The 24,589-nt window shown below is 72.2% G+C and carries 21 protein-coding genes; 5 read left to right on the top strand and 16 right to left on the bottom strand.

All coding sequences use genetic code 11. The features are described 5' to 3' along the window. Window positions 1-41: 41 nt before the first annotated feature. A complete protein-coding gene (locus tag AB0K07_RS20560) occupies window positions 42-3,332 on the bottom strand; it encodes a S8 family serine peptidase (RefSeq protein WP_363757000.1) in 3,291 nt (1,096 codons plus the stop codon). A 159-nt stretch (window positions 3,333-3,491) separates the two neighbouring features. Between AB0K07_RS20560 and AB0K07_RS20555 the strand changes: the two genes are divergently transcribed. Beyond that, window positions 3,492-4,049: a sugar O-acetyltransferase gene (locus tag AB0K07_RS20555; RefSeq protein WP_363756999.1), complete on the top strand. Its 558-nt coding sequence runs from the start codon at window positions 3,492-3,494 to the stop codon at window positions 4,047-4,049. Between the two features lie 32 nt (window positions 4,050-4,081). Here AB0K07_RS20555 and AB0K07_RS20550 read toward each other — a convergent pair whose 3' ends face one another. Genes AB0K07_RS20550 through fdxA form a run of 5 tightly spaced genes read right to left on the bottom strand, consistent with a single transcriptional unit; the run spans window position 4,082 to window position 7,852 of the window. Then, a complete protein-coding gene (locus AB0K07_RS20550) occupies window positions 4,082-4,729 on the bottom strand; it encodes a nucleoside/nucleotide kinase family protein (RefSeq protein ID WP_363756998.1) in 648 nt (215 codons plus the stop codon). Next, window positions 4,729-5,370: an SIMPL domain-containing protein gene (locus AB0K07_RS20545; RefSeq protein WP_363756997.1), complete on the bottom strand. Its 642-nt coding sequence runs from the start codon at window positions 5,368-5,370 to the stop codon at window positions 4,729-4,731. The genes AB0K07_RS20550 and AB0K07_RS20545 overlap by 1 nt, the downstream gene beginning before the upstream one ends. A 10-nt stretch (window positions 5,371-5,380) precedes the next feature. Next, window positions 5,381-6,409, bottom strand: a complete 1,029-nt coding sequence (locus AB0K07_RS20540) for a prephenate dehydrogenase/arogenate dehydrogenase family protein (protein WP_363756996.1) — start codon at window positions 6,407-6,409, stop codon at window positions 5,381-5,383. 13 nt (window positions 6,410-6,422) lie between these two features. Beyond that, entirely contained in the window at window positions 6,423-7,529 is a 1,107-nt protein-coding gene (gene dapC, locus AB0K07_RS20535) for a succinyldiaminopimelate transaminase (protein WP_363757173.1), read from the bottom strand. Next, window positions 7,526-7,852, bottom strand: a complete 327-nt coding sequence (gene fdxA / locus AB0K07_RS20530) for a ferredoxin (RefSeq protein ID WP_007464872.1) — start codon at window positions 7,850-7,852, stop codon at window positions 7,526-7,528. Before fdxA ends, dapC begins: the two co-directional genes overlap by 4 nt. 79 nt (window positions 7,853-7,931) lie before the next feature. Here fdxA and AB0K07_RS20525 point away from each other — a divergent pair, with 79 nt between their 5' ends. Further along, window positions 7,932-8,933 carry a GNAT family N-acetyltransferase gene (locus AB0K07_RS20525; RefSeq protein WP_363756995.1) on the top strand — a complete coding sequence of 334 codons (1,002 nt, stop codon included), beginning with the start codon at window positions 7,932-7,934 and terminating at the stop codon, window positions 8,931-8,933. Window positions 8,934-9,086: 153 nt separating this feature from the next. Here the strand turns inward: AB0K07_RS20525 and AB0K07_RS20520 are convergent, their stop codons facing one another. The 3 genes from AB0K07_RS20520 to mshB all read right to left on the bottom strand — a co-directional run bounded on the left by AB0K07_RS20520 (window position 9,087) and on the right by mshB (window position 11,012). After that, entirely contained in the window at window positions 9,087-9,551 is a 465-nt protein-coding gene (locus tag AB0K07_RS20520) for a hypothetical protein (RefSeq protein ID WP_363756994.1), read from the bottom strand. 82 nt (window positions 9,552-9,633) lie between these two features. Then, entirely contained in the window at window positions 9,634-10,068 is a 435-nt protein-coding gene (locus tag AB0K07_RS20515; protein ID WP_363756993.1) for a hypothetical protein, read from the bottom strand. A 17-nt stretch (window positions 10,069-10,085) separates the two neighbouring features. Continuing rightward, the gene (gene mshB, locus AB0K07_RS20510) at window positions 10,086-11,012 is read right to left on the bottom strand and encodes an N-acetyl-1-D-myo-inositol-2-amino-2-deoxy-alpha-D-glucopyranoside deacetylase (protein ID WP_363756992.1); all 927 of its coding nucleotides are present in this window, start codon (window positions 11,010-11,012) and stop codon (window positions 10,086-10,088) included. An 86-nt stretch (window positions 11,013-11,098) separates the two neighbouring features. Between mshB and AB0K07_RS20505 the strand changes: the two genes are divergently transcribed. After that, on the top strand, window positions 11,099-13,243 hold the full coding sequence (locus tag AB0K07_RS20505) for a prolyl oligopeptidase family serine peptidase (RefSeq protein ID WP_363756991.1): 2,145 nt from the start codon (window positions 11,099-11,101) through the stop codon (window positions 13,241-13,243). A gap of 100 nt (window positions 13,244-13,343) precedes the next feature. On the opposite strand, the gene AB0K07_RS20500 is transcribed toward AB0K07_RS20505, so the two are convergent. From AB0K07_RS20500 to AB0K07_RS20470, 7 genes are all read right to left on the bottom strand, one after another. Further along, window positions 13,344-13,814: a hypothetical protein gene (locus tag AB0K07_RS20500; protein WP_363756990.1), complete on the bottom strand. Its 471-nt coding sequence runs from the start codon at window positions 13,812-13,814 to the stop codon at window positions 13,344-13,346. 340 nt (window positions 13,815-14,154) lie between these two features. After that, the gene (locus tag AB0K07_RS20495; protein ID WP_363757172.1) at window positions 14,155-16,053 is read right to left on the bottom strand and encodes a S9 family peptidase; all 1,899 of its coding nucleotides are present in this window, start codon (window positions 16,051-16,053) and stop codon (window positions 14,155-14,157) included. A 206-nt stretch (window positions 16,054-16,259) separates the two neighbouring features. Beyond that, entirely contained in the window at window positions 16,260-18,002 is a 1,743-nt protein-coding gene (locus AB0K07_RS20490; RefSeq protein WP_363756989.1) for an ABC transporter substrate-binding protein, read from the bottom strand. A gap of 156 nt (window positions 18,003-18,158) precedes the next feature. Continuing rightward, complete coding sequence (locus tag AB0K07_RS20485; protein ID WP_363756988.1) at window positions 18,159-19,145, bottom strand: ABC transporter permease; 987 nt, start codon at window positions 19,143-19,145, stop codon at window positions 18,159-18,161. Between the two features lie 9 nt (window positions 19,146-19,154). Further along, window positions 19,155-20,162 (bottom strand): ABC transporter permease, encoded by a 1,008-nt coding sequence (locus AB0K07_RS20480; protein WP_363756987.1) that lies wholly within the window; start codon window positions 20,160-20,162, stop codon window positions 19,155-19,157. Further along, window positions 20,159-21,214, bottom strand: a complete 1,056-nt coding sequence (locus AB0K07_RS20475) for a dipeptide ABC transporter ATP-binding protein (protein ID WP_363756986.1) — start codon at window positions 21,212-21,214, stop codon at window positions 20,159-20,161. Before AB0K07_RS20475 ends, AB0K07_RS20480 begins: the two co-directional genes overlap by 4 nt. After that, a complete protein-coding gene (locus AB0K07_RS20470) occupies window positions 21,211-22,326 on the bottom strand; it encodes an ABC transporter ATP-binding protein (protein WP_363756984.1) in 1,116 nt (371 codons plus the stop codon). The genes AB0K07_RS20475 and AB0K07_RS20470 overlap by 4 nt, the downstream gene beginning before the upstream one ends. 224 nt (window positions 22,327-22,550) lie before the next feature. Between AB0K07_RS20470 and AB0K07_RS20465 the strand changes: the two genes are divergently transcribed. Further along, window positions 22,551-23,099, top strand: coding sequence for a Uma2 family endonuclease (locus tag AB0K07_RS20465; protein WP_363756983.1), 549 nt, complete (start codon window positions 22,551-22,553; stop codon window positions 23,097-23,099). 32 nt (window positions 23,100-23,131) lie between these two features. Next, window positions 23,132-24,568, top strand: coding sequence for a TldD/PmbA family protein (locus tag AB0K07_RS20460; RefSeq protein WP_363756982.1), 1,437 nt, complete (start codon window positions 23,132-23,134; stop codon window positions 24,566-24,568). The last annotated feature ends 21 nt before the right edge of the window (window positions 24,569-24,589 follow it).

Here is a 24,589-nt window from a genome sequence, read left to right as displayed (position 1 = left end):
CCGGGTCCGCGGCGCACGGCCACGGACCCGACGGGTACGCCTCAGCGCAGCCGGTACGCCTGGATGATCCGTTCGGTCACCGTGTTGCCGGCGGCGTCCCGGGCCGTGGCCCGCAGGGACGCGTAGCCGGCCCCGGCGGGATGCCGGACGGTGGCCGTCCAGCCGTGCCCGCCGTGCCGGACCTGGGCGGCTTGCCAGCTCTGGCCGCCGTCGTAGGAGACGTCCACGGTCAACCCGGCCAGCCGTGATCCGGTCGCGCCGGGCTGCCGTTGCACCTGCACCGGGATGACCAGGGTCCGGCCGGCTCGGGCGGCATTGGTTTCGTCGAGCGGCGGCGTGAACCGGATGGCGGACAGCGGCAGCGGCCGGTAGTCCTCACCGGGCACGTGCCCGGACCGGAACGTCCACGACGTGCTGACCTCGGTGCTGAGATCGGAGAGGCTCCGCTTCGACGAGACCTCCAGCCGGTAGTTCGCGGCACCGGGAGGCACCGTGAACTGCCCGTAACCCGGCTCCGGCAGCTCGCCGACCAGCACCCCGTCGCGGTAGAGCGCGGTCCGCGCGGTGTCGGCGAGCGAACCACCCGCGTGCCCCTCGGCGTCGCTGTGCAGCGGCACATCCACCTGGATCTCGTCACCCAGTCGCGTGACGCCCTGGCCCGGCCAGCGCGGCGCCGGGAAGGACGGCCCGTACGGTGCGCTGTTCCAGCTCTCCCGGGTGTGCCGGCCGGCCCGGTACGCCCGTGGTTCGGCCACCAGCACCGCCTTCGTCTCGGTCCACCCGTCCTGGGTGGGCACCCCGAACGTCAGCTCCGAGGACCAGCGCAAGCCGCGGGTGTTGTAGTGCTCGACCCGCTGCCCGGGCACCGTGGTGGGCTGGACGGTCGCCCAACCGCCCAGGTCCGGGTCGAGGTGCGGGAAGACGACCCGCTCCGCGATCAGGCCCGGATAGCCGCCCCGGAACTGGTGCGTGACGCTGGCCAGCTCGCGACTGCGGTAGGTCTTGTCGAAGCCGGTCGGCATCCGGCCGGGGAACTTCTCGGCGAGCGCGTACAGGTAGGGGCTGTTGGGAACCTCCGGCTGCGCCCACTGGCTGGCCAGCGTGGCGAAGAACCGGTCACCGGAGACCGCCCGGCCGAGGTGCCCGGTGGCCAGCCCGGTGAAGTCGAGCGCGAGCACGCCGAACCCGTAGTAGCCGTCGTCGATGACCCAGTTGGCCCCGATGTCCACCAGCGACGGCACGGCCGAGGGCTCCGGTACGGCGGTACGCACCGGCCGGGCCTTCCGTGCGTCGACGGTGACCGTGGTGTCGCGGTCGAAGACCAGTTCCGGCTGGGCCAGCTGCGCGACCCCGTCCTCGGCGAAGAGGAGGCTCACGAGCCCGTAGCGGCCCTTGGGGATCCGGGTGTCGACGGTGCCGTCCGGGTCGTACAGGTCGTGGGTGGCGAAGGTGGCCAGGTCGACCAGCGCGGTGATGTGGTCGGTGGCGGCGGCACCGGTGGCGTCCACGTGTCGCACCGTGAGCTGGTAGCTCTCCACCTCCCGGTTCACCGCCACCGGGGTGACCGCCACCGCCGACCCGGAACGGGCCACGATCCGGCCGGTCCAGTAGCCGTCCGTGCCGAGCCGGGTGTCGGTGGTGACGGTGGTGCCGGCGGTGCCGCCGGCGGGCACGGTGACCTGACTCGCGCCGAGGGTGAACATGCCGGCGGGCGCCGGCTGGCCGTCCGGGCCGGTCACCTCGAGGGTCAGGTCCAGGGTGAGCGGGTCCGGGCCGTCGTTGCGCCAGTCGACCTCCCGGGTGATCGGGGTGTCGTCGCCGTGCGGCCAGGCCGGCTGCCCGAAGGAGACGCTGACCGGCTCACTGACCACCCGCTGGGTGATCGCCCGGGCCACGTCGACCCGTCCGGCGCCCTGCTGGAAGGCGGTCTGCGCCGGGTGCGGCTTCGCCGAGGCCATCAGGGTGGCCTTGAGCTGGGCCGCCGCCCAGCCGGTGTGCTGCTGGGCGAGCAGCGCCACCGCGCCCGTGACGTGCGGCGCGGCCATCGAGGTGCCGGAGAGCGAGACGTACGCCTCCCCCACCGGCTCGCCGAGCAGCGTGCCCTCGCCGCGAGCGGCGACGATCTCCACGCCGGGCGCGGTGAGGTCCGGCTTCAGCCCGCCGTCGCCCACCCGGGGACCCCGGCTGGAGAAGTCGGCCAGCGCGTCGTCACGGTCCACCGCGCCGACCGAGAGGGCGGCGTCCGCGGTGCTCGGCGAGCCGACCGAGCCGTCCGTGCCGTCGTTGCCGGCGGAGATCACGAAGAGCGCGCCGGTCTGCGCGGTCAGCGACTCGACCGCCGCCTCCAGCGGGTCGACGTCCGGCGTGTCCCGGCCACCGAGGCTCATGTTGATCACGTCGGCGTGCTGGTCGACGGCGGCCCACTGCATGCCGGCCAGGATCGCCGACTCCGAGCAGCCTCCCTCTTCGCAGACCTTGCCGGCGAGCAGCGTGGCGTCCGGGGCGACGCCCCGGTACTTCCCACCGGAGGCGGCACCGCTGCCAGCGATGATCGAGGCGACGTGGGTGCCGTGACCGACGGTGTCACGGGTGTCGGTGGCCTCGGTGAAGTTGCGCGCCTCGGCGACCCGGCCGGCCAGGTCGGGGTGGCCGGCGTCGACGCCGGTGTCGAGCACCGCGACGCGGACGCCCTGGCCGGTGAAGCCCGCCTGGTGCGCGGCCGGTGCGCCGATCTGCGGCACGCTGTGGTCCAGGGTGATCTGCCGGCGACCGTCGAGCCAGATCCGGTCGGCACCCCCCGCCGTGCCGACCCGGACGCCGGCGCCGGTGAGCGCCGCCCAGACCGTCGCGGTCCGCTGCTTGTCCGCCCTCGCGGCGACACCGCCGATCGCGGGCAGTTGCGTGGTGACCTCCAGGCCGGCGGGAGCGGCGGCGCTCCGGCGGGCTCCCGCTTCGCCGGTGACCAGCACCGGCAGGTGGTCGCGGCGGGCGTCGTCGTAGCCGGCGGCGATCAGCCCGGTCACGTCGAACAGCCGCCGGTCGACCCGGCCGGCGCGGACCAGCGGCAGGGCGTCCTGCGGCAGCACGGTGAGGTGCCCGTCGTCGCGGGTGGTGAGGAAGCGGATGTCGGTACGCCCTGGGCCCGGGCGGACGGCGGCGGACCCGGACGCGGTGACGGTGACCCGGTCCCCGGTGAGCAGGGTGACGGTGGTGCTCGGAGACGCGGCGTCGGTCGCGGTGCGGGCGACGGCGTCCGGGGTGGTGGTCGGCGGGGCGGCGACGGCAACGGCCGGACTGCCCAGCAAGAGGGCGACTACGGCGGCGGCGGCCATTCTGCTACTTCGATGCAACGGATCCTCCTCGATGGAGCGTCGTTATCACAGGAGACGCATTGACCATCGTCAGGATTGCATACCGGGTATGCATAAGGAAGTCGAAAAAGTGACGGACCAACCAACCCGTACCCGGTCGGACCCGGCATCATCGACCGGGTGACCTCCATGAAGGACCGGATGCTCGCCGGTGAGCCGTACCTCGCCGACGATCCCGAGATCATCGGCGACCTGGACCAGGCCGCCCGCCGGATGGAACGCTTCAACACCAGCCCGGCGGCGGACGAGGAGGCTCGCCTCGCGGCACTGCGCGAGCTCCTCGGCGAGCTGGGCGAGGGCACCTGGATCCGCCCACCGTTCTACTGCGACTACGGCTGGCAGATCCGGATCGGGCCACGCAGCTTCGTCAACTACAACGCGGTCTTCCTCGACGTCGCTCCGATCACCCTCGGCGCGGACGTCCAGGTCGGACCGAACGTGCAGTTGCTCACCCCGACCCACCCGGTGGAACCCGGGCCGCGGCGCGACAAGTGGGAGGCGGCGAAGCCGATCACCATCGGCGACAACGTCTGGCTCGGCGGCGGCGCGATCGTGCTGGCCGGGGTGACGATTGGCGCGAACACCGTCGTCGGCGCGGGTGCCGTGGTGACCCGGGACCTGCCCGCCAACGTGGTGGCGGTCGGCAACCCGGCCCGGCCCGTCCGCCAACTGGACTGACCGGCGCCGCGTGCCCCCGGCCGGCGCGCGGGTCAGGGCAGAGGCGGCTCGGGCAGGCGGACCACCAGGTCGGCCCGGTCGGCGGTGCCGGTGACCAGGGAGGCGTTGGACTCGTCGCTGCCCAGCGCCCAGGCCCGCGCCTGCTCCGGCGACCGTCCGAACGCCTCGTGCCGGGCGACCAACCGACGCTGCCGCACCTCGGCGTCCAGGTCGAGGAACCACACCTCGTGCAGCAGCTGCCGGATCTCCTGCCACGGGTCGTCGGACAGCAGCAGGTAGTTGCCCTCGGTCACCACCAGCCGGACCGACGGCGGCACCTCGATCGCCCCGGCCACCGCCTCCTCCAGCTCCCGGCGGAACTCCGGCGCGTAGACCGAGGCCGGCTCCAGCCGGTGCATCCGGCGCAGCAGCGAGACGAACCCGTTGGCGTCGAAGGTGTCCGCCGCGCCCTTGCGCTCGGCGCGGCCCAACCGGACAAGCTGCGACTGCGCCAGGTGGAAGCCGTCCATCGGCACCAGCCGGGCGGTCGGACCGACCCCGGCGACAACCTGTTCGGCCAACGTGGACTTCCCGGCGCCCGGCGCGCCGGCGATGCCGAGCAGTTGCCGCGGACCGGCTTCGGCCAGCGCGCGCGCCCGCGCGACCAACTCGTCGACGGAGAGCACCCGGGCCGGCGGCATCAGCTCAGAACCGGTTCGCTGATGGTGAACCGCGCCTGCACGGCCGCCTGGACGGTCTGCGGCTGCGGATCCAACTCCAGCTCCGGCCCACCGCCGCCCCCCGTGGCGTACGCCGCACGGGCGAACATCGGGCGGTCGCCCGGGCCGGCGTCGGCCAGCTCGATGAGCGAGGTGACCCTCGCGCCCAGCGCCTCCGCGTACTCCCGGGCGCGCAGCAGCGCGTCGCTGATCGCGGCGTGCCGCGCCTCGCGGTGGGCGGGGCTGTCCGGGCGCAGCTCCCACCAGGGACCGGCCACCTCGACCTGGTCCTGGTCGGCGAGCCGGAGCATCAGCTCGCCGAGGGCGGTGAAGTCGGTGACGGTGACCGTGGTGGTGACACTGCTGTGCCAGGCGACCACCCGCTCGCCCGAACGTCGCGTCTCCGGCCGGACCCGCAGGTCGCCGGTCTCCCGCCGGGTCACGACCGGCTCCGCGCCGTCCAGCAGCACCCGGACGGCGGCGGCCCGCTCGGCCAGCCGGGTCAGGGTGGCCTCCCGGTCCCGGTCCCGGGCCGTCGCGGTGACCGCGAACCGGGCCAGCTCGGGCGGCACCTCCCGGTACGCCTCGCCCCGCACCTGCACCACCGGGCCATCCACTGCCATGCCTCTGAGCCTAGTCAGCCACCGGGCGCAACGCCGTGTAGGAGACCGTTGTCGTTCCGACCCGGCACCCGGTCAGGTGCCCGCCCGTCTCGCCCAGGCCCCGCAGCCAGGTCACCTCGCCGGCATGGTCACCATCGGCGGGGAATTCCCGGTCCTGCGCGGCGTACCGGGGGTCGAGCAGCGCCGACCGGGCCGCGGCGGCCTCCGCGTACCGGGCGGTGAGCGCCGCCGCGTCACCGGCCCGCAGCGCGGCTGCCAGCCCGTCCAGGAATGCGCTCACCTCGGCCAGCTCGTGCAGCACCCGGGCCCGGTTGCCGAGCAGCATGTTCGCGGTCCGCTCCGCAGGGGTGCCGGCGACCCGGGTGCCGTCGGAGAAGCTGCCCGCGGCGAGCGCCAGCACCGCGTCGCGCAGTGGCGCCCGCTGCGCCGCGCCGGCCAGCGCCCCGGCCAGCAGGTGCGGCACGTGCGAGGCGAGCGCCGCCGCCGAGTCGTGCGCCGGCGCGGACATCGGTACCACCCGGGCGGCGAACAGCTCCACCAGCAGCCCGGTCAGCCAGCGGAAGCTGTGCGTCGCCGCGCCCGGTGCCGGGCAGAGCACCCAGGCGGCACCGGCCAGCAGCGTCGCGGAGGCAGCGGTGAGGCCGGCGGACTCCGCACCGGCCATCGGGTGGCCGGGCACGAACCGGTCGGTCAGCCCGAGCCGGTCGGCCGCATCGGTCACCTCGGCCTTGGTGCTGCCGACGTCGGTGAGCACGCAGCCCGGCGCGGTCGCGGCGGCAACCCGGGCCAGCGTCTCGGGGATGGTGGGCAGTGGCCCGCAGAGGAACACCACGTCCCGGCCGGCCACGGCCTGCTCGACCGTGGTCGGGGCCGCCATCCCCCGGGCTCGGGCCCGCTCGCGGGTCGCCGGGTCAGGATCCCAACCGGCTACGTCCAGACCGGCGTCGGCCAGGCGCAGCAGCACCGAGCCGCCGATCAGACCGGTGCCGACCACCGCCGCCCGCACTCCGGCGTACCGCCCGGTCGTCTCGCCGGTCATCGCCGGGCCCGGGTCAGGCCCGCAGCCGGCCGGCGACCGCGGCGACGTGCTCGTCGGACTCCGTCAGCGCCACCCGGACATGCTGGTCGGCCGTGGGGCCGTAGAAGACCCCGGCGGCGACCAGGATGCCCCGCCGGGCCAGCCAGTCGACCGTCTGCCAGCAGTCCTCGCCCCGGGTGAGCCAGAGGTAGAGGCCGGCCTCCGAGTGCTCGACCGTGAAGCCGGCGCCCGTGAACGCGGCGGTCAGCACCTCGCGCCGTGCGCGGTAGCGCTCCCGCTGCTCGTCGGCGTGCCGCTGATCCTGTAGAGCGGCCACCATGGCCGCCTGCACGGGGGCGGGCACGATCATGCCCGCGTGCTTGCGGACCTTCAGCAGCTCGGCGACGAGCGCCGGGTCACCGGCCACGAACCCGGCCCGGTAGCCGGCGAGGTTGGACCGCTTGGAGAGCGAGTGCACGGCGAGCACCCCGGCGTAGTCGCCGCCGCAGACCTCCGGGGACAGCACCGAGACCGGCTCGGCCGACCAGCCGAGCGGCAGGTAGCACTCGTCGCTGGCGACCACCGCGCCGCGTTCGCGGGCCCAGTCGACCACCTTGCGCAGGTGGGCTGCGGGCAGCACCCGGCCGGTCGGGTTGCCGGGCGAGTTGACCCAGACCAGCCGTACCCGGGAGGTCGGCCCGACCGCGGTGAGCGAGTCGGCGCGGACCACGGTCGCGCCGGCCAGCCGGGCCCCGTCCTCGTAGGTGGGGTACGCGATCGACGGCACCACCACCACGTCATCCGGACCGATGCCGAGCAGGGTGGGAAGCCAGGCGACCAGCTCCTTGGAGCCGATGGTCGGCAACACGCCGAGACCGTCGACCCCGGCGCCACAGGCCCGGGCGACCCACGCCGCGATCGCGTCCCGCAGAGCCGGTGTGCCGGCGGTCAGCGGGTAGCCCGGAGCGTCGGACGCGTCAGCGAGCGCCCGCCTGATCACCTCGGGCACCGGGTCGACCGGCGTGCCCATCGAGAGGTTGATCAGACCCTCCGGATGCGCCGCGGCCAGGGTGGCCGCGGCGTCCAGGGTGTCCCAGGTGAACTCGGGCAGCCGTGACGAGACCGGCGCGGGCCGGTTCAGTGGCCCTCGCCGCGCGGCGGCTGCGCGGCGACGAAGGTGGCGTCCTTCTCCACCTTGCCGATCTTCGAGGCGCCCCCGGGCGAGCCCAGGTCCTCGAAGAACTCGTAGTTGGCGCCGGTGTAGTCCTTCCACTGCTCCGGGACGTCGTCCTCGTAGAAGATCGCCTCCACGGGGCATACGGGCTCACAGGCACCACAGTCGACGCACTCGTCGGGGTGGATGTAGAGCATCCTGTTGCCCTCGTAAATGCAGTCGACCGGGCATTCCTCGATACATGCCTTGTCGAGCACATCCACGCACGGCTCGGCGATGATGTAGGTCACCGGTCTTCTCCTCCGCAAGACACGCCGCGATCTCCCGCGACGGTTAGAGCCTAGTATCTCGCCGGGGAGGGGGTCGATCGTGCTCCGACAGCAGGATGTGGGACACCGGATCGTGGTCCGCCGGATTGTGGGGATTCGCGAAGGCCGCCCGCTCTTCTCGGACGCCTTGGGCGAGCTGGTCGAGCTGAGCGAGACTCATCTCACGCTGGCCACCGCGCAGGGTCGACTGCGGGTCCCGGTGGCGCAGGTGCACCGGGCCAAACGGGTGCCGCCGACCCGCCGACCGACCGCCGCCGCGGTGGTGGCGCTCGAGCGGGCCGCCGACGAGGCGTGGCCGGCGCCGACACGGGGCCGGCTCGGCGACTGGCTGCTCCGGGCCGCCGACGGCTGGACCGGGCGGGCCAACTCCGCGCTGCCGATCGGCGATCCGGACCGGCCGCTGCCGGCAGCGGTGGACGCGGTCGAGCGCTGGTACGCCGAGCAGGGCCGACCGGCGCTGATCAACACACCGCTGCCGCTCGCCGCGCCGGTCGGCGCCGAGCTGGACAGCCGGGGCTGGGGCAGCCGACCGCCGACGCTGGTACAGACCGCACCGCTCCCGCTGGCTGACTCCGGGGCCGGCAGGGCGGCCGCCGGGGTTGGATCAGCGGCCGCCGGGGCCGGCACGGCGGCCGCCGAAGCCGTGGTCGAGCTGGTGGCCGCGCCGTCCGCGGCGTGGCTGGCGATCGCCGCCGGGCGAAAGGGTGGTCTGCCGGACGCCGCACGGCACGTGCTCAGCGCCGTGGACCAGGTGCGCTTCGCCCACGTGTACGCCGACGGCGCGCTGGTGGCGACCGGTCGGGGCACGGTGACCGGGCAGGGCCGCTGGCTCGGGCTGAGCCTGATCGAGGTGCTGCCGGAGGCGCGTCGTCAGGGGCTGGCGCGGGCGGTGATCGCGGCGCTGGCCGACTGGGGCGTCTCGGCCGGCGCGACGCACGCCTTCCTCCAGGTCGAGCAGCGCAACTCCGCAGCGGTGGCGCTCTACCAGCGGCTCGGCTTCACGACCCACCACACCTACCTGACCCGGGTCGCGCCGCACTGAGCCGGACGCCGCTCCGCGCATGATCGACTCAGAGTCGGGGAAATCGGCCCGTCCGCCTCGGCGGGACACCCCGACTTCGTGGTTATCGAGTGGGTCACCGCCGCCTCCGGGCGGTCGCGGCCCGCCCGGCACCGGGCCGGCCGGCGACCCGGCTCAGCGGCGGACGACCCGGCGCGGCTTGGCGGTCTTGACCTCGGCGTACCGCTTGAGCTGCTGCGAGCGGTGGTCGCGGCCGAGCGCGGTGAGCACCAGGTACCCGATCAGCACGCCGGCACCGCTGGCGAGCAGGTAGAGCCAGATCTGGGCGAAGAACGTGCCCGCCCCGCCAGCGAACGGGTTGTGGCCGACGAGCAGGGGCCCGACCAGCACGGTCAGCGCCATCGCCACCAGCACCGCGACGGCCACGTCGGCCGCCCACGCGGCCAGCGGCCGACGGCGCCCCCAGCGGAAGGCGACCACGGCCAGGATCAGCCCGATCACCACGAACATCCCCAGCGACACCCGGTCGGCGACGGTGTCGTCACCGTCGAAGCCGAGCCGGATGATCAGCCGGGCGACCACGTTGACCGCGAACAGCGCTCCCGCGAGCACCCCGACGTCACGCCACCGTCCGTCCATCGCACGACCTCCTGCCGTACGCCCCGTTTCGGGGCCGCAATCCCTGGCAGGAATATCTACCACCCGTACCTGGGTGGCGTCATCAGCCGCCGAGTGCCGGGGGCGGGGCGAGGATCTGCCGGAAGCCCATCACCGCGAAGGTCATGGCGCCGGCCACGATCATGGCCAGGCCGACCCAGTTGTCGCCGGCCAGCAGCAGGTCGCCCTCGCTGGTCCGGACGGCGGCCACCGCCATCAGCGCGAACCACGGCACCGCGGGCAGCGCCACCGCCCACCGACGGCCGACCGCCTCGTGCGCGAACCAGCTCAGCGCGATGTTGGCCCCGACGGCGAGCAACGCCGACACGCCGATCAGCTGCCCGCCGACCCGGACCGTGGAGAGCAACAGCTCCAGCACCCCGGTCAGCACCCCGGCCACCACCACGACGATCGCGCCGGCCAGCCGCAGGCTCAGGTCCAGCAGGCGCGGCGGTGGCCCCGCCGGGGGCGGGGCGTCCTCGCCTTCCAGGACGGGCATCGGAGCGGCGGGCAGGGTCACCGGAGACCCGCCGCCGCGACCGAGAGCCGGTCCGGGGCGTTCTCCTCGGGCAGCCCGGCGAAGAGGTCGTCCTCCCAGCCGTACCGACCGGCGCCCGGGCCCTTCTCGCCGACCGCGAGCGTGAAGAACTCCACGCCCATGAACTCGCCCCCGAAGTTGCCGGCGATCGAGTAGAGCCAGGAGGTGGCCGGGATCTGCGTGGCGTGCGCCCGCATGCCGGCCTCCTTCGCCGTGTGCTGGTCGGTGGCGTCGATCCGGGCGGCGATCTGGTCGTCCGGGGTGCCGAAGGGCAGGTCGGCGATGTCCTCGATGCCGGCGAACGGGTTGTCCGACGACTCGGCGAAGTGCTCCATGCCGGCTTCCAGCACGCTGCGCGGCATGGCCGTCCAGTAGACCTTGGCGGGTGCGCAGCCCTCGGCGGCGGCCAACTCGACGGCGCGCATCGCCACCCGGTGCGCCTGGATGTGGTCGGGGTGACCGTAGAAGCCGTTCGGGTCGTACGTGATCAGCACCTGCGGGCGGACCTCACGCATGACCTCCACCAGGTGCCCGGCGGCCTCGTCGAGGTCGGCCTGCCAGAAGGCGCGGGGGTGCTGGTTGGTCGCGAGCCCCATCATCCCGGAGTCGCGGTAGCGGCCGGCGCCGCCGAGGAAACGGTGGTCGGTGACGCCGAGCGCGGCGCACGCGGCGGCCAGCTCGGCGATCCGGTACCCGCCGAGCTGGTCAGCCTGGGCGGCGGCGAGCTGGGCCAGCGCCGGTACGTGGATCTCGCCCTCCTCGCCGAGGGTGCAGGTCACCAGCGTGACGTGCGCGCCGGCGGCGGCGTAGTGGGCCATCGTCGAGCCGGTGCCGATCGACTCGTCGTCGGGGTGCGCGTGGACCAGCAGAAGGCGGCGGTCGGGCAGCATCGTCACGACGGTCACTCTAACCGGCGGTTCCGGCCGGCAGCCGTCAACGGGTCCGCCCAGGTCGGCCACATCACGCCCGGCGCGCCTCTACGATTTGGCCTGTGGACTTTCCGGAGCTGGCCGCCCGCACCCGCCGGTTCAGCCACGGCGCGCCGCGTGCTGTCTCCGTGGCCGAGGACGGCTCCCGAGTGATCTTCCTGCGTTCCGCCGGCCCGGAGGATCCGGCGGACGCGCTCTGGCTGCTCGACGTGGCCACCGCCGAGGAGCGGCTGGTCGCCGATCCGGCCACCCTGCTGGGCGCCGACGGCGACGCCCGGGCGCTCTCGCCGGGCGAGCGCGCGCTGCGCGAGCGGCTGCGGCTCAGCGCCGCCGGCATCGGCTCGTACGCGCTGGACGCCGCCGGCCGGGTGGCGGTGTTCGCGCTGGCCGGCCGGCTGTTCCGGGCCGACCTGGTGCACGGCGACGTGGTGGAGGTGGCCACCGTCGGTCCGGTGCTGGACCCACGGCCGGACCCGACCGGGCAGCGGCTGGCGTACGTGACCGACGCGGCCGAGGGCGTCCGCCGGGGTGAGCTGCGGGTGATCGACGCCGACGGCACCGACACGCTGCTGGCCGGCGAGGACGCCGGCGTGAGCTGGGGGCTGGCCGAGCACATCGCGGCGGAGGAGTTCGGGCGGTTCCGCGGCTACTGGTGGGCGCCGGACGGCCGCTCGGTGCTCGCGGCCCGGGTCGACGAGTCCCGGCTGGACCGCTGGCACCTGCACGATCCGGCCGAGCCGGCGAGCCCGCCGACCGCTGTGGCGTACCCCCGGGCGGGTGGGCCCAACGCGGAGGTCAGCCTGCACCTGCTGGACCTGGACGACGGCTGGGTCGACGTGCACTGGGACCGGGAGACCTACCCGTACCTGACCGGGGTCAGCTGGGTTGAGGGCAGCCCGCTGATCACCGTGCTGCGCCGCTCGCAGCAGCACGGTCTGGTGCTGGCGGTGGACCCGCGGACCGGTGAGACGCAGGTGCACGCCGAGTTGGCCGATCCGCGCTGGGTCGAGCCGATCGCCGGCACACCGGCGCACCTGCCGGACGGCCGGGTGCTGGTCGGTGGCGAGCTGGCCCACGACGGGTACGACGCGCGGTGCCTGTTCGCCGACGGCACCCTGCTCACCCCGCCGTCGCTGTACGTGCGGCGGGTGGTGGGCCGGCTGCCCAACGGCAGCGGCCCGGCCGACCTGCTGGTCGAGGCGAGCGACGGCGAGCCGAGCGAGCGGCACCTGTTCCGGGTTCGCACCACCATCGGCGGCGGAGTGGACGCTCGCCGCCTCACCACCGACTCCGGCTGGCACACCGCTGCCGTCGGCGGGGACGTGCTGGCGGTCGGGGTGGCGTCGCTGGACCACGCCGGGGTGCGGTGGACGGTCCGCCGCGGCGACCGGGAGCTGGCCGAGCTGCGGTCGTTGGCCGCCACCCCGCCGTATTCGCCGCTGCCCTTGCTGGAACGGGTGACCGACCGGCGGTTGCCGGCGGCGGTGCTCTACCCGGACAACCACGTGACGGGCCGGCGGCTGCCGGTGCTGCTGGACGTCTACGGCGGCCCGGGGCACCAGGAGGTGGTGGCCGCCCGGGCGGCGTGGCTGGAGCGCCAGTGGTGGGCCGACGCCGGGTTCGCGGTGGTCACCATCGACAACCGGGGTACGCCGGGAGTGGCGCCGTCGTTCGAGAAGGCGATCCACCGGCGGGTGGCCGACGTGATCCTGACCGACCAGGTGGACGCGCTGACCGCGCTCGCGGGCAAGCACCCCGACCTGGACCTGGAACGGGTGGCGGTGCGCGGCTGGTCGTTCGGGGGGTGGCTGGCCGGGTTGGCGGTGCTGCGCCACCCGGAGCTGTTCAAGTGCGGCATCGCGGGCGCCCCGGTGACCGACTGGGCGCTGTACGACACCGCGTACACCGAGCGCTACCTGGGGCTGCCCGAGGACGGCGCGGACATCTACGCGCACCACTCGCTGGTCGAGCTGGCCGCCGAGCCGGTCACCGGCCCGGATCAGGCGCGGCCGTTGCTGCTGGTGCACGGCCTGGCCGACGACAACGTGGTGGCCGCGCACACGCTCCGGCTCTCCGCGGCCCTGCTGAACAGCGGCCGGCCGCACGCCGTGCTGCCGCTGACCGGGGCCACGCACATGGCCGCGAACGGCACGGCCGAGCGACTGCTCCCGCTGGAACTCGACTTCCTCCGCACCCACCTGCGGTGAGCAGCATTCGACACCTGGGCTCGGCACGTCGAGCCTCCTGACCGACCACGCCGTCGGGCAGCACGTGGAACGGCTCGACGTTCCGCGCCGGTCCGTTCGGCTACCACCGACGGTCCTCCAGGGCGGGAACCTGGTTCGCCCAGCCTCCTGGATCCGTCCTGGGCTGCACGATGAGCAGTGCCATCAGCACCTGGGCGGCTGCCACGGGCAGAGCTTTCTGCGGACCGTAGGCGCTGAGCACAAAGAGGGGAAACGGCGCGGCGAAGAGCAGGATCGCGGCCAACCTGAACCAGTACCAGCGGACGTCCGACAACAGACGCAGCACTCCCAGGCAGAAGGTGGCGGCGACGCTCAGGAGCGCCCACAGCGGGGCGAGGAACATGATCCCGATGATTATCAACAGCAGGTGTTCGGCGAGTGCCCGGCCCGGGGGCAGATCCATGAGGACATAGACGACAAATCCCGCCAGCCACAGACCGAGGTACAGCAGCACGTGCAGGCTCAGCCAGCCGGCCCACTGCAGCTCGGCGAGACGGTGCAGCGGACGACGTCGAACTCGGTCAATGTCCACAGGCGCATGGTATCGACACCGGGGAGCAGGACCACAGCCAATTCTCTGCGTACCGCCGTCTCTCCTGCTCGACCGTGCGCCAACCACGCCCAGCAGAGACAATGCCATCGCCGTTACGTGGCTTGCGCGCTCCCCCAAGATCGCGCTCGATCCGGGATCGAGTGGTATCCCGGCACCACATAGCCACTGACTTCCGAGATGCTTCCACGTCCAAGGCGACGCTCGACCGGTACAACACGTCACCCGAATAGGACGTCGCCCGTGGGCCGCCGCGCGGATGCGTCGCGTCATCAAGGGCTTCTCCGGTGACCAACCTGCTACGTGGCGGTCGGACGTTGGGTCATCCGAGCCACCGGTCGAACCATGCGCGGGTGCGGCGGAGCACGTCGAGTTGGTGGTTGCGTTCGCGGATCGAGTGGTTCTCTCGGGGATAGACGACGTACTCGTGCTCGACCCCGAACCTGCGTAGCGCGCGGTGGAAGAACTCCGCCTGGGATACCGGAACGTTCGTGTCGTTCTCGCCGTGCAGGATCAGCACCGGCGTGCGGACCTTGGAGGCGTACGAGATCGGGCTGAGCTTGTCGTGGCGGTGTGGACCCGTTCCTTCCCAGCCGCTGCTACCGCCCAGGGCGGCCTCGAACGGCCCCGCCTCTCCGGTTGCGGCGAGCATTCCCCAGTCGCTGATGCCGGCCCCCATCACGGCGGCCTTGAACAGGTCGGTCTGCCCGACCGCCCAGGCGGCCATGAACCCGCCGTGGCTCCAGCCGCCGATGCCCAGCCGGTCCGGGTCGGCTACGCCGTCGGCGATGAGCAGGTCGATGCCGGCGCGGATGTCGGTCCACTCATCGAGGCCGACCGCACCGGCGACGCGCACCGCGAAGTCGTGGCCATGCCCTTGGCCGCCGCGCGGGTTCGGCAGAAACACGGCGTAGCCCGCGGTTGCCAGCCACTGGCCGGACGGATCCCAGCGGAGCATGAGCCGGTCGGCGTGCCGGTCGTAGGGGCCTCCGTGGACCAGTGTCACCATTGGAAAGGGCCCGTCCTTGTGAGACCGGCTGGCGGGCAGGATCAGCAGGCCGTCGAGGGCCAGCCCGTCGGGTGCCTCGTATGACAAGCGTTCCTGGACACCCCACCGGATGGTGCGGAGTTCGGGCCTGAGGTCAGTCAGCCTCGTCAGGGGCCCGCAGGTAGGGCCGGCGTGGACGTTTCCGGGCTCGTAGGACGTGCTGATCACCGCCGCGACGGCGTCACCGTGCCGGTTAGTGGTCAAAGACGCCGCGAGGCCGTCGACTCGGGACAGCTCGACGAGGTTGCGCCGGACCGGATCGAGCCGGTGGATCCCGGTATCGAGCCCGCCGACAACCAGTGCCAGAGGCGGACCGGTGTCGACCTGAACCAGGTTGCTCGGGCAGACGGTCGTGCCGGCGGTCAGATTGCGGTGCTCGCCCACTGGCCCGCTCACCGGCACGGCGACATCGAGAACAGCCTGTCCGCCCACCAGAGCTGGCGGGGTCTTCGCGACGTATGCCAGGTGCCAGCCGTCGTCGGCGGACCACCAGACGAGCGACGACGCGTCCGCCGCTGCCGGGCCGAGGTCCCGCGTCACGCCGCTGTCCGGGTCGAGCAGGTGGAGGCCGGGCTCCATCAGACCCGGGTCCACGTCGGGGGTCGACCAGGTCAGTACCGCCAGCATCCCATCGTCGGGCCGCTGGGCTACCTCGACGACATGGCGATCGCCGAACGCAGCCGGCGTCCTGACCTCCCAGCTCCGTACGTCGAGCAGCCGCAGCCGGTCCGGGCGTACGTGTTCACCCCACACCCGAGCGTCGTCACGCTCCCTGTACCGACGTTCGTCCTCAGCGGACGGTTCATCGGCTGCGATCACCACGGCAAGGGCCGGATCGGCTAGTGGGAGGTGCCCGGACACCCCACCGGCCCAGGACGTGACCGCCTCCACGACACCGTCGACCAGACCCACCCGGTGCAGTTGCGCCGTGCCACGCTCGGGCCGGTCGGAGAGGAAGTAGATCAACAGCGAATCCGCAGCCCACCGCGGCGCCGACTCGTACGCCTCACCCGAGGTCAATCGTCGGGGAGACCCGGTCCCGTCGACGGCGACGACCCAGAGTTCGCTGACCGGGTGAACACCAGACCGCGCGACCGGGGCGACCAGGTAGGCGACCCACTTGCCGTCCGGCGACAGCGCCAACGCCTGCGGAACACGACCATCGACCACCATCTCGGCGCTGAGCTGTACACGGGCCACCGATGCACCGTAGCGATCGATTCTTACGGCGGCCAGCCGTTGCCGCAACGCCTCGGCAGCATGCCTGCGGCGTCCTCGCAAGCAGTCCCGGATCGCACCATCACCTGTCCGGTGTGAACGGCAAGGGTCCCCTCCCGACAACGCTGTCGGGAGGGGACCCTGCCTGCCTGCGATGTGACTTACGGCTTGACGTGTGCGTTCACGAACGACGGGTAGCCGAAGACGCTGGAGATGAAGACGCCACCGGCCTTGGACCCGTGCACGTTGTAGGCCACGTCGACGAAGAGCGGCACCACCGGCGCGTGCTCCTTCATGATCCGCTCGTCGAGCTTGGCCCACTCCGGGCCCTGCTCGGCTGCGGGCAGGCTCGAGATCCGGTCCATCTCGGCGTTGATCGTCGGGTCGTTGAAGTAGGACTGGTTGCTGTTGCCCTCGGCCTTGATGGAGCGGCCGTCGTAGAGCACCGGCAGGATCGAGGCCCCGCTCGGCCAGTCCGCCGCCCAGTTACCGATGTACAGGTCCCAGGGGTTGTCCTTCTTCTTGATCTCGTCGAGCTTCGCGTCGTCCGAGATGTTCCGCAACGTGATCTTGAAGCCGGCCCGCTCCAGGTTGGCCTTGAGCTGGGCACCGATCTGCTGCTCGGTCGTGTTGTCGGCGACACCGAGGACCAGCTCCGGCGTCTGACCGCCGAGCAGCTCCTTGACCTTGGCGACGTCGCCGTTGGTGCCCGCCGGGTACGCCTCGTACGCCTTGTAGCCGATGGTGGCCGGCGGCATGAGCGTGGTCAGCGGCGCGGCGACGGTCTGCCCGCCGAGCGCCTTGATCAGGCCCTCCCGGTCGATGGCGTAGTTGAGCGCCTGGCGGACCTTCAGGTCCTTGACCCGCTGGTTGTTGATCACCAGCTGGTTGGCGCTCGGCGTCGGCGAGAGGATGCTCCGCGACTTCAGCGAGGCGTCCCCGGCCACCTTGGCGACCAGCGAAGGCGGCACCGGGTTGAAGGCGAGCGCGCTCTGGTCGGCGCCGTTGTCGGCGATCACCCGGTTGTTGGCGGCGTCCGCGGTCGGGCCGAAGCTCCAGACGAACTGGTCGGGGTACTGGTGCCGGACCGGATCCGTGTTCGGGTCCCAGTTGGGGTTGCGGTCCAGGGTGATCTGCACGCCGACCTGGTTCTTGGCGACCTTGTACGGGCCGGACGAGAACGGCTGCTTGTCCAGGTTGACGCCGGTGTCCTTGTCCGGCGGCAGCGGGGCGGTGGTCGGCAGGGAGACCGCGAACGGCAGGTCGCAGCGGGCCTTGGCGAACTCGAAGCGCAGCGTCTTCTCATCCGGCGTGGTCAGGCCGGGCGGCAGCGACGTCTTGTTCTTCTTGAAGTCCCACGTGGTGTCGAACTGCGGGGTGTCGGCCAGCCACTCCTGGATGTAGGTCGGGCCGCCGGAGAGATCCGGGTCGAAGGAGCGGGCGATGCCGTACGCGATCTCCTTGGAGGTGATCGGGCGACCGTCCTCGAACTTCACCCCGTCCTTGATCTTGAATTCCCAGACCTTGCAGTCGGAGTTGACGTTGGTGCCGGGCGTCTCGGCCAGGTCACCGACGAGGACCAGGCCGCCCTTGCCGTCGTCCTTCCAGGTGGTCAGGTACCGAGCGAAGAGCGGGTTCGTCATCAGGCCCGCGAACGAGTACGTCCGCTGCGGGTCCAGGTGGGAGATCGGCGACTCCCGGATGATGGTGAAGATCCCACCCTTCTGTGCCCCGCTCACCTCGGCGGCCGGGCCCTGGGAGTCCTTGGGGTCGGTCGCGATGACCCCGGTCTGCTTCCGCTCGGTGTCCACCGTGGTGCCCTCGCCCGTGTTCTCCGAGCACGCACCCAATGCCACAACCAGAGCGATCGCGCCGCCTGCGGCGGCCGCCATGCGTGGTCGCATGAAGTACCTCCTTCACCCATGTGCCGTGCGGTCCGTCGGGGCGAGAACCGCCGACGTCCCGAGGATCGTAAAGAAGAAAACCTACGAGTTGTGTAACAGTTGTCGATAAATTTCACCGTCAACCGGGGTGGTCGACACCCTGGTCGGCGGCCCGGTTCAGCGCAGCCGGACCCGGGGGTCGATGGCCGCGTAGAGCAGATCCACCAGCACGTTCGCCAGCACCACGAAGACGGCCGCGATCAGCACGGTGGCCATGATGGTGGGCAGGTCACCCGAGCGCACCGCGTCCACCGCGGTACGACCCAGTCCCTGGATGCCGAAGGTGGTCTCGGTGATGACGGTGCCACCGAGCGCGCCCCCGACGTCCAGGCCGGCGATCGTGACCACCGGGGTGATCGCCGCCCGCAGCGCGTGTCGCCCGTACACCGCGGGTTTTGCCAGGCCCTTGGCCCGCGCGGTACGGACGAAGTCCTCCGACAGCGTCTCCAGCATCTGCGCCCGGGACAGCCGGGCGTAGATGGCCGAGAAGAGGAAGGCCAGCGCGACCCAGGCGAGCACCAGCCCACTGGCCCACTTCGCCGGATTGTCGAAGAGGGAGGTGTAGCTCGGCACCGGCAGCAACCGCAGGTTGTAGACGAACACCAGCAGCAGCACCGCGCCCACGAAGTAGAGCTGCAACGAGGCGCCGGTCAGGGAGAAGCCGATCGCCAGCCGGTCCAGCCAGGTGCCCCGGCGCAGCGCGGAGACCATGCCCAGACCCACCCCGAGCAGCAGCCAGAGGATGGCCGCCGGGATGACGATGCTCAGCGTCACCGGCAGCACCCGGGCGATGGTGTCCGAGACCGCCTCGTTGGTGACGTACGACCAGCCCAGGCAGGGAGCGTCACACCGGCCGCCCTGGGCGCTGCCCAGGTCCCGCCCGGTCACAATGCCCTTCATGTAGCCGGCGTACTGGCTGATCAGCGGGTCGTTGAGGCCCAGTTCGGTCCGGACCCGCTCCAGCCGCTCCGGGTTGCAGTTCTTCGGGCACATGCCGGTCACCGGATCGCGCGGCAGGGCGAAGAACATCAGGAAGGTCAGCACGCTCACCGCGAACAGGGTCAGCGTGGCCGAGAAGAGCCGCTTGATCAGGAATCGCGCCATGGGAAACCCCTACCGGGACGACTTCGGGTCGAGCGCGTCACGCAACGCGTCGCCGAAGAGGTTGAAGGCGAACACCAGCGCGAAGATCGTGATGCCCGGGAAGAACACGTACGCCGGGTCGGTCTGGAGGAAGTCCAGACTGTCGTAGATCATTCGGCCGAAGCTCGGCGTCTCGTCGCTGAGCCCGACGCCGATGAACGAGAGCGCGGCCTCGCTGGTGATGAACTGCGGCACCGCCAGCGAGAACGAGACCAGGATCGGCGCCCAGATGTTCGGCAGCAACTGCCGGAAGAGCATGTGCCCGAGCCCGGCGCCGCTGGCCCTGGCCGCCTCCACGAACTCCCGCTCGCGCAGCGCGATCACCTGCCCACGCACCAGTCGGGCCGTGCTGGTCCAGCCGAAGATGGCGAAGACGGCGATCAGCACGCCCACTCCGAAGGCCGTCGACACCTGCCCCCGCTCGCCGTAGAAGCGCAGCGTCAGGGCGGGGGTGAGCGCCAGCGCGATGATCAGGAACGGCATGGCCAGGGTGAGGTCGGTGATCCAGTTGATGACCGCGTCGAGCCAGCCGCCCAGGTAGCCGGCGAGGGCACCGAGCACGATGCCGATCGTCGCGGTGATCAGCGCCGCGGCGAACGCGATGAAGAGCGAGGTCCGCAGCCCGTAGATCAACCGGATGAAGATGTCCCGGCCCAGCCCCGGCTCCAGACCGAACCAGTGGTCCCCGGTGACACCGCCGGCGTAGCCCAGCGGCATGCCGAAGCCGTCCAGCAGGTTCTGGAACTGGTCGCGGGGGCCGACCCCGTAGACCATCTCGATCAGCGGGGCCGCGAGCGCCAGCAGAACGAAGAAGATCAGCAGCGTACCGCTGACCATGGCCGTCCGGTCGCGGCGCAGCCGCAGCCAGGCGAGCTGCCCGGGCGAGCGTCCGACGACGGCGCCGACCTCCGGGCCGCCCGCGCCGGTGCCGGACTCGATCTCGGCCAGCGCCACACCCTCCACCGGGGACAGGCTCACGGCGACACCTCCTCGACGATCTCGTCGGTCGACCCGGCCCGTCGGCCCGACGTGTCCCCGTCGACCTCCGGGCTCACGCCCCCCGCCTCCGGGAAGTGACACGCGGTGGCCTGGTCGCCGCCGTCGCGCGGGACCAGCGCCGGCTCCTCGGTGGCACAGATGTCCTGCGCCTTCCAGCAGCGGGTGCGGAACCGGCAGCCCGACGGCGGGTCGAGCGGGGTGGGCACGTCGCCGCTCAACCGGATCCGGCCGCCGGGGCCGAGCCGGGTGACGTCCGGGATCGCCGAGAGCAGCGCCCGGGTGTACGGGTGCTGCGGGCGCTCGTAGATGTCCGCCCGGTCACCGATCTCCACGATCCGCCCCAGGTACATCACCGCGACCCGCTGGCAGAAGTGCCGGACCACCGCCAGGTCGTGGGCGATGAACACGAACGCCAGACCGAGCTCCCGTTGCAGGTCCCGCAGCAGGTTGACCACCTGCGCCTGGATCGAGACGTCCAGTGCGGAGACCGGCTCGTCGGCGACGATCAGCTTGGGCCGCAGGGCCAGCGCCCGGGCGATGCCGATGCGCTGGCGCTGACCACCGGAGAACTCGTGCGGGTACCGGTTGTAGTGCTCCGGGTTCAGCCCGACCAGCTCCAGCAGCTCCTGCACCCGGGCCTTGATCCCGCCCGGCGGCTTGATCCCGTTGACCTGCAGGGGCATCGCCACGATCCGGCCGACGGTGTGCCGGGGGTTCAGGGAGGCGTACGGGTCCTGGAAGATGATCTGGAGGTCCTGGCGCAGCGGGCGCAGCTCACGCCGGCCGGCGTGCGTGATGTCCCGCCCGCCGAACTCGATGGTGCCGGCCGTCGGCTCCAGCAGCCGCACGAGCATCCGACCGGTGGTGGTCTTGCCGCAGCCGGACTCCCCCACCAGGCCGAGCGTCTCGCCCGGGCGCACGTCGAAGTCGAGCCCGTCCACCGCCCGCACCAGGCCGGTGGAGCGCAGCCCCTGGCGTACCGGGAAATGCTTGGTCAGGCCGCGTACCCGCAGCAGCGGCTGATCGGTCATCGGGCCACCCCCACGGATGCGATGTCCTCGGCGTAGAGCGTGCTGCGCTCCGCGGCGCTCAGGTGGCAGGCGACCAGGTGGCCGTCCGCGCCGGCAGAGCCCGCCGGGCGCAGCTCGGGCACCTCGGTGCGGGAGCGGTCGCCCGGGCGGTCCGCGTACCGGCAGCGCGGGTGGAAGGCGCAGCCTGGCGGCAGGTTGATCAGGCTGGGCGGGTTGCCCCGGATCGGCAGCAGGTCCGCGTCCGCGTCGCCGTGCAGCGACGGCACGCTGGAGAGCAACCCCCAGGTGTACGGATGCTGCGGCGAGCGGAGCACCTGCTCGACGCTGCCGTGCTCCACGGCCCGGCCGCCGTACATCACGAGCACCTCGTCGGCGACCTGACCGACCACGCCGAGGTCGTGCGTGATCAGGATGATCGCGGAGTGGAACTCGGCCTGGAGGTCGGCCAGCAGGTCCAGGATCTGCGCCTGCACGGTGACGTCCAGCGCGGTGGTCGGCTCGTCGGCGATCAGCAGGGCCGGGTCGTTGACCAGTGCCATGGCGATCATCACCCGCTGGCGCATGCCGCCGGAGAACTCGTGCGGGTACTGGTCGAAACGGCGCGCCGGCTGCGGGATGCCGACCCGGTCCAGCATGTCCACCGCCCGCTGGCGGGCCTCTCGCCGGCTGGCCTTCGGGTGGTGCACCCGGTACGCCTCGGCGATCTGCCGGCCCACCGTGTAGTACGGGTGCAGCGCGGAGAGTGGGTCCTGGAAGATCATCGCCATGTCTCGGCCGCGCAGCCGACGCACCTCCTCGTCGGGCAGGCCCACCAACTGCCGGCCGCCGACGGAGATCTCGCCGGTGATGGTCGCCCGCTTGGCGTCGTGCAGGCCGAGGACGGCCAGCGAGGTGACGCTCTTGCCGGAGCCGGACTCGCCGACGATGCCGAGGGTGCGGCCCCGCTCGACGGAGAAGGACACCCCGTCGACCGCGCGCACCACGCCGTCCTCGGTGTCGAAGCGGACCCGCAGGTCGGTCACCCGCAGGTAGGCGCCCTGGTCGGAGCGCTGCGCCGGCACGACGGGACGGTCGTCCGGTTCCCCGGACGGCGCCGGATCGGAACTGTCCACGGCCGCCTCCCTCAGTGACGAAGAGAACTTACAGGAAAGTCCCGAGGGTGAAAATAAGCTACAAGCTCGGCGGCTGTCAGCGGGCCCGAGCGTAACGAGTCGGCATCGGCCTGACCACCCCTCACCTCGCCATCCACGCCCATTCATCTCCTGATCGCACGTCGGGTGCGACCATGGGAAGGGTGACCGGAAGAGGATGCCCGTGGCACGAGGTGGAGGTGACGATGACCGCGGCGGTGTTCAACCACGAAGGCCCGTGGACCGAAGAGGAGTACCTCGCCCTCGGCGAGACGCAGCAACGCGTCGAACTCTTCGACGGGAGCCTCCACGTGACCCCAGCCCCCACCCCCCGACACCAACGCATGTCCCGCAGGCTCGGCAACATCCTCGAAACAGCAGCGGAGGCTGCCGGTCTCGAACTGCTGGAGGCGGTGAACGTCCGGCTCCGGCCCGGTCGGATACCGATCCCCGATCTCGTCGTCACGGATCCGATCGACCTCGACGAGCCCACCATCGAGGCGACCGATGTCCAGCTGGTCTGCGAGATCATTTCGCCAAGCAACGCCTCCACCGACAAGGTGCTCAAGATGCACTACTACGCCGCCGCCGGGATCGGGTGGTACCTGTTGGTGGAACAGGAGACGGGAACGCTGCGCCTCTACCGGCGCCAAGGCGGCCACTACGCCGAAGCAGCGGCCGCGAAGCGGGGCGAGGTGTTGGAGCTGACGGAGCCCGTGCGGGCCACGATCCGGCCGGAAGATCTCCTCCCCTGACGGGTGTCGGTCGGCTGGCCTAGGGTCGGTCCATGACCGAGTTCGACGCGGCAACCGCCGCCGTGCAGGCGGCCCTCGACGCGGGTGCCCGGTACGCCGACGCCCGGGTGATGCACCGCCGCTACGAGTCGATGACCGCGCGCAACGGCGACGTGGAGGAGCTGACCCAGGACGAGAGCATCGGGCTGGGCGTCCGGGCGCTGGTCGGGGCGAGCTGGGGCTTCCACGCCGTACCCGATCTCTCTGACGCCGCCGCCCGCGACGCCGGCCGGCGCGCGGCCCGGATCGCGACGGCGAGCGCCCGGGTGCCCGGCCCGCCGGTCGACCTGGTGCCGGTCGAGGCGGTCACCGCGAGCTGGGCGTCCGACTGTCAGATCGATCCGCTCGCGGTGTCCCTGTCGGACAAGGGCGACCTGCTGGTCGGCGCGACGCGCACGATGGCCGAGCACGGCGCCGACCTGGCCGAGGGGCTGTACCAGATCTGGGACACCGCCAAGTGGTTCGTCTCCAGCGAGGGCCACCGGATCGACCAGCGGATCCGCGAGTGCGGGGGCGGCATCTCGGCGACCTCGATCGGTGACGGCGAGACGCAGCGGCGCTCCTGGCCCAGCTACCGCGGGCAGTACGGCACCACCGGCTGGGAGCTGGTCGAGTCGCTCGACCTGGCCGCCCACGCCGCGCAGATCGCCGAGGAGTCCCGGGCTCTGCTCACCGCGCCGGCCTGCCCCGCCGGCGAGACGGATCTGATCCTCGGCGGCGAGCAGTTGGCTCTGCAGATCCACGAGTCGGTCGGGCACGCCATCGAACTGGACCGGATCCTCGGCTGGGAGGCCGCGTTCGCCGGGACGTCCTGGCTGGACCTGGCCCAGCTCGGCTCGCTGCGCTACGGCTCCGAGCTGATGAACATCACGATCGACCCGACCATCCCGGGCGCGCTGGGCAGCTTCGGCTTCGACGACGAGGGCTCGCCGGCGGTCAAGCGGGACGCGGTCCGCGACGGGCGGTGGGTGGGCGTGCTCGCCGGCCGAGACTCGGCGGCCATGGCCAGCCTCGACTACGGCGGCAGCGTCCGCGCCGACGGTTGGGCCCGGCTGCCGATGGTGCGGATGACCAACGTGGGCCTGGAACCCGGCCCGCACACCCTGGACGAGATCATCGCGGCCACCGACGACGGGGTGCTGATGGACCTCAACCGCTCCTGGTCGATCGACGACAAGCGCCTCAACTTCCAGTTCGGCTGCGAGATCGGCTGGGAGATCAAGAAGGGCCGGCGGGGGCGGATGCTGCGCAATCCCACCTACACCGGGATCGGCCCGCTCTTCTGGCGCTCGATGGACATGCTCTCCGGCGAGACGGTGCCGTGGGGCACCCCCAACTGCGGCAAGGGCCAGCCCGGCCAGACCGGGCACACCGGCCATCCGGCCGCGCCGGCGCGCTTCCGCAACGTCCGGGTGGGGGTGTCAGCGTGAGCGCGAGGAGTGAGCCGGGTC

The sequence above is a fragment of the Micromonospora sp. NPDC049301 genome (assembly GCF_040678715.1).
Taxonomy (GTDB): Bacteria; Actinomycetota; Actinomycetes; order Mycobacteriales; family Micromonosporaceae; genus Micromonospora.
This window is presented reverse-complemented; position numbering and strand designations above follow the sequence as displayed.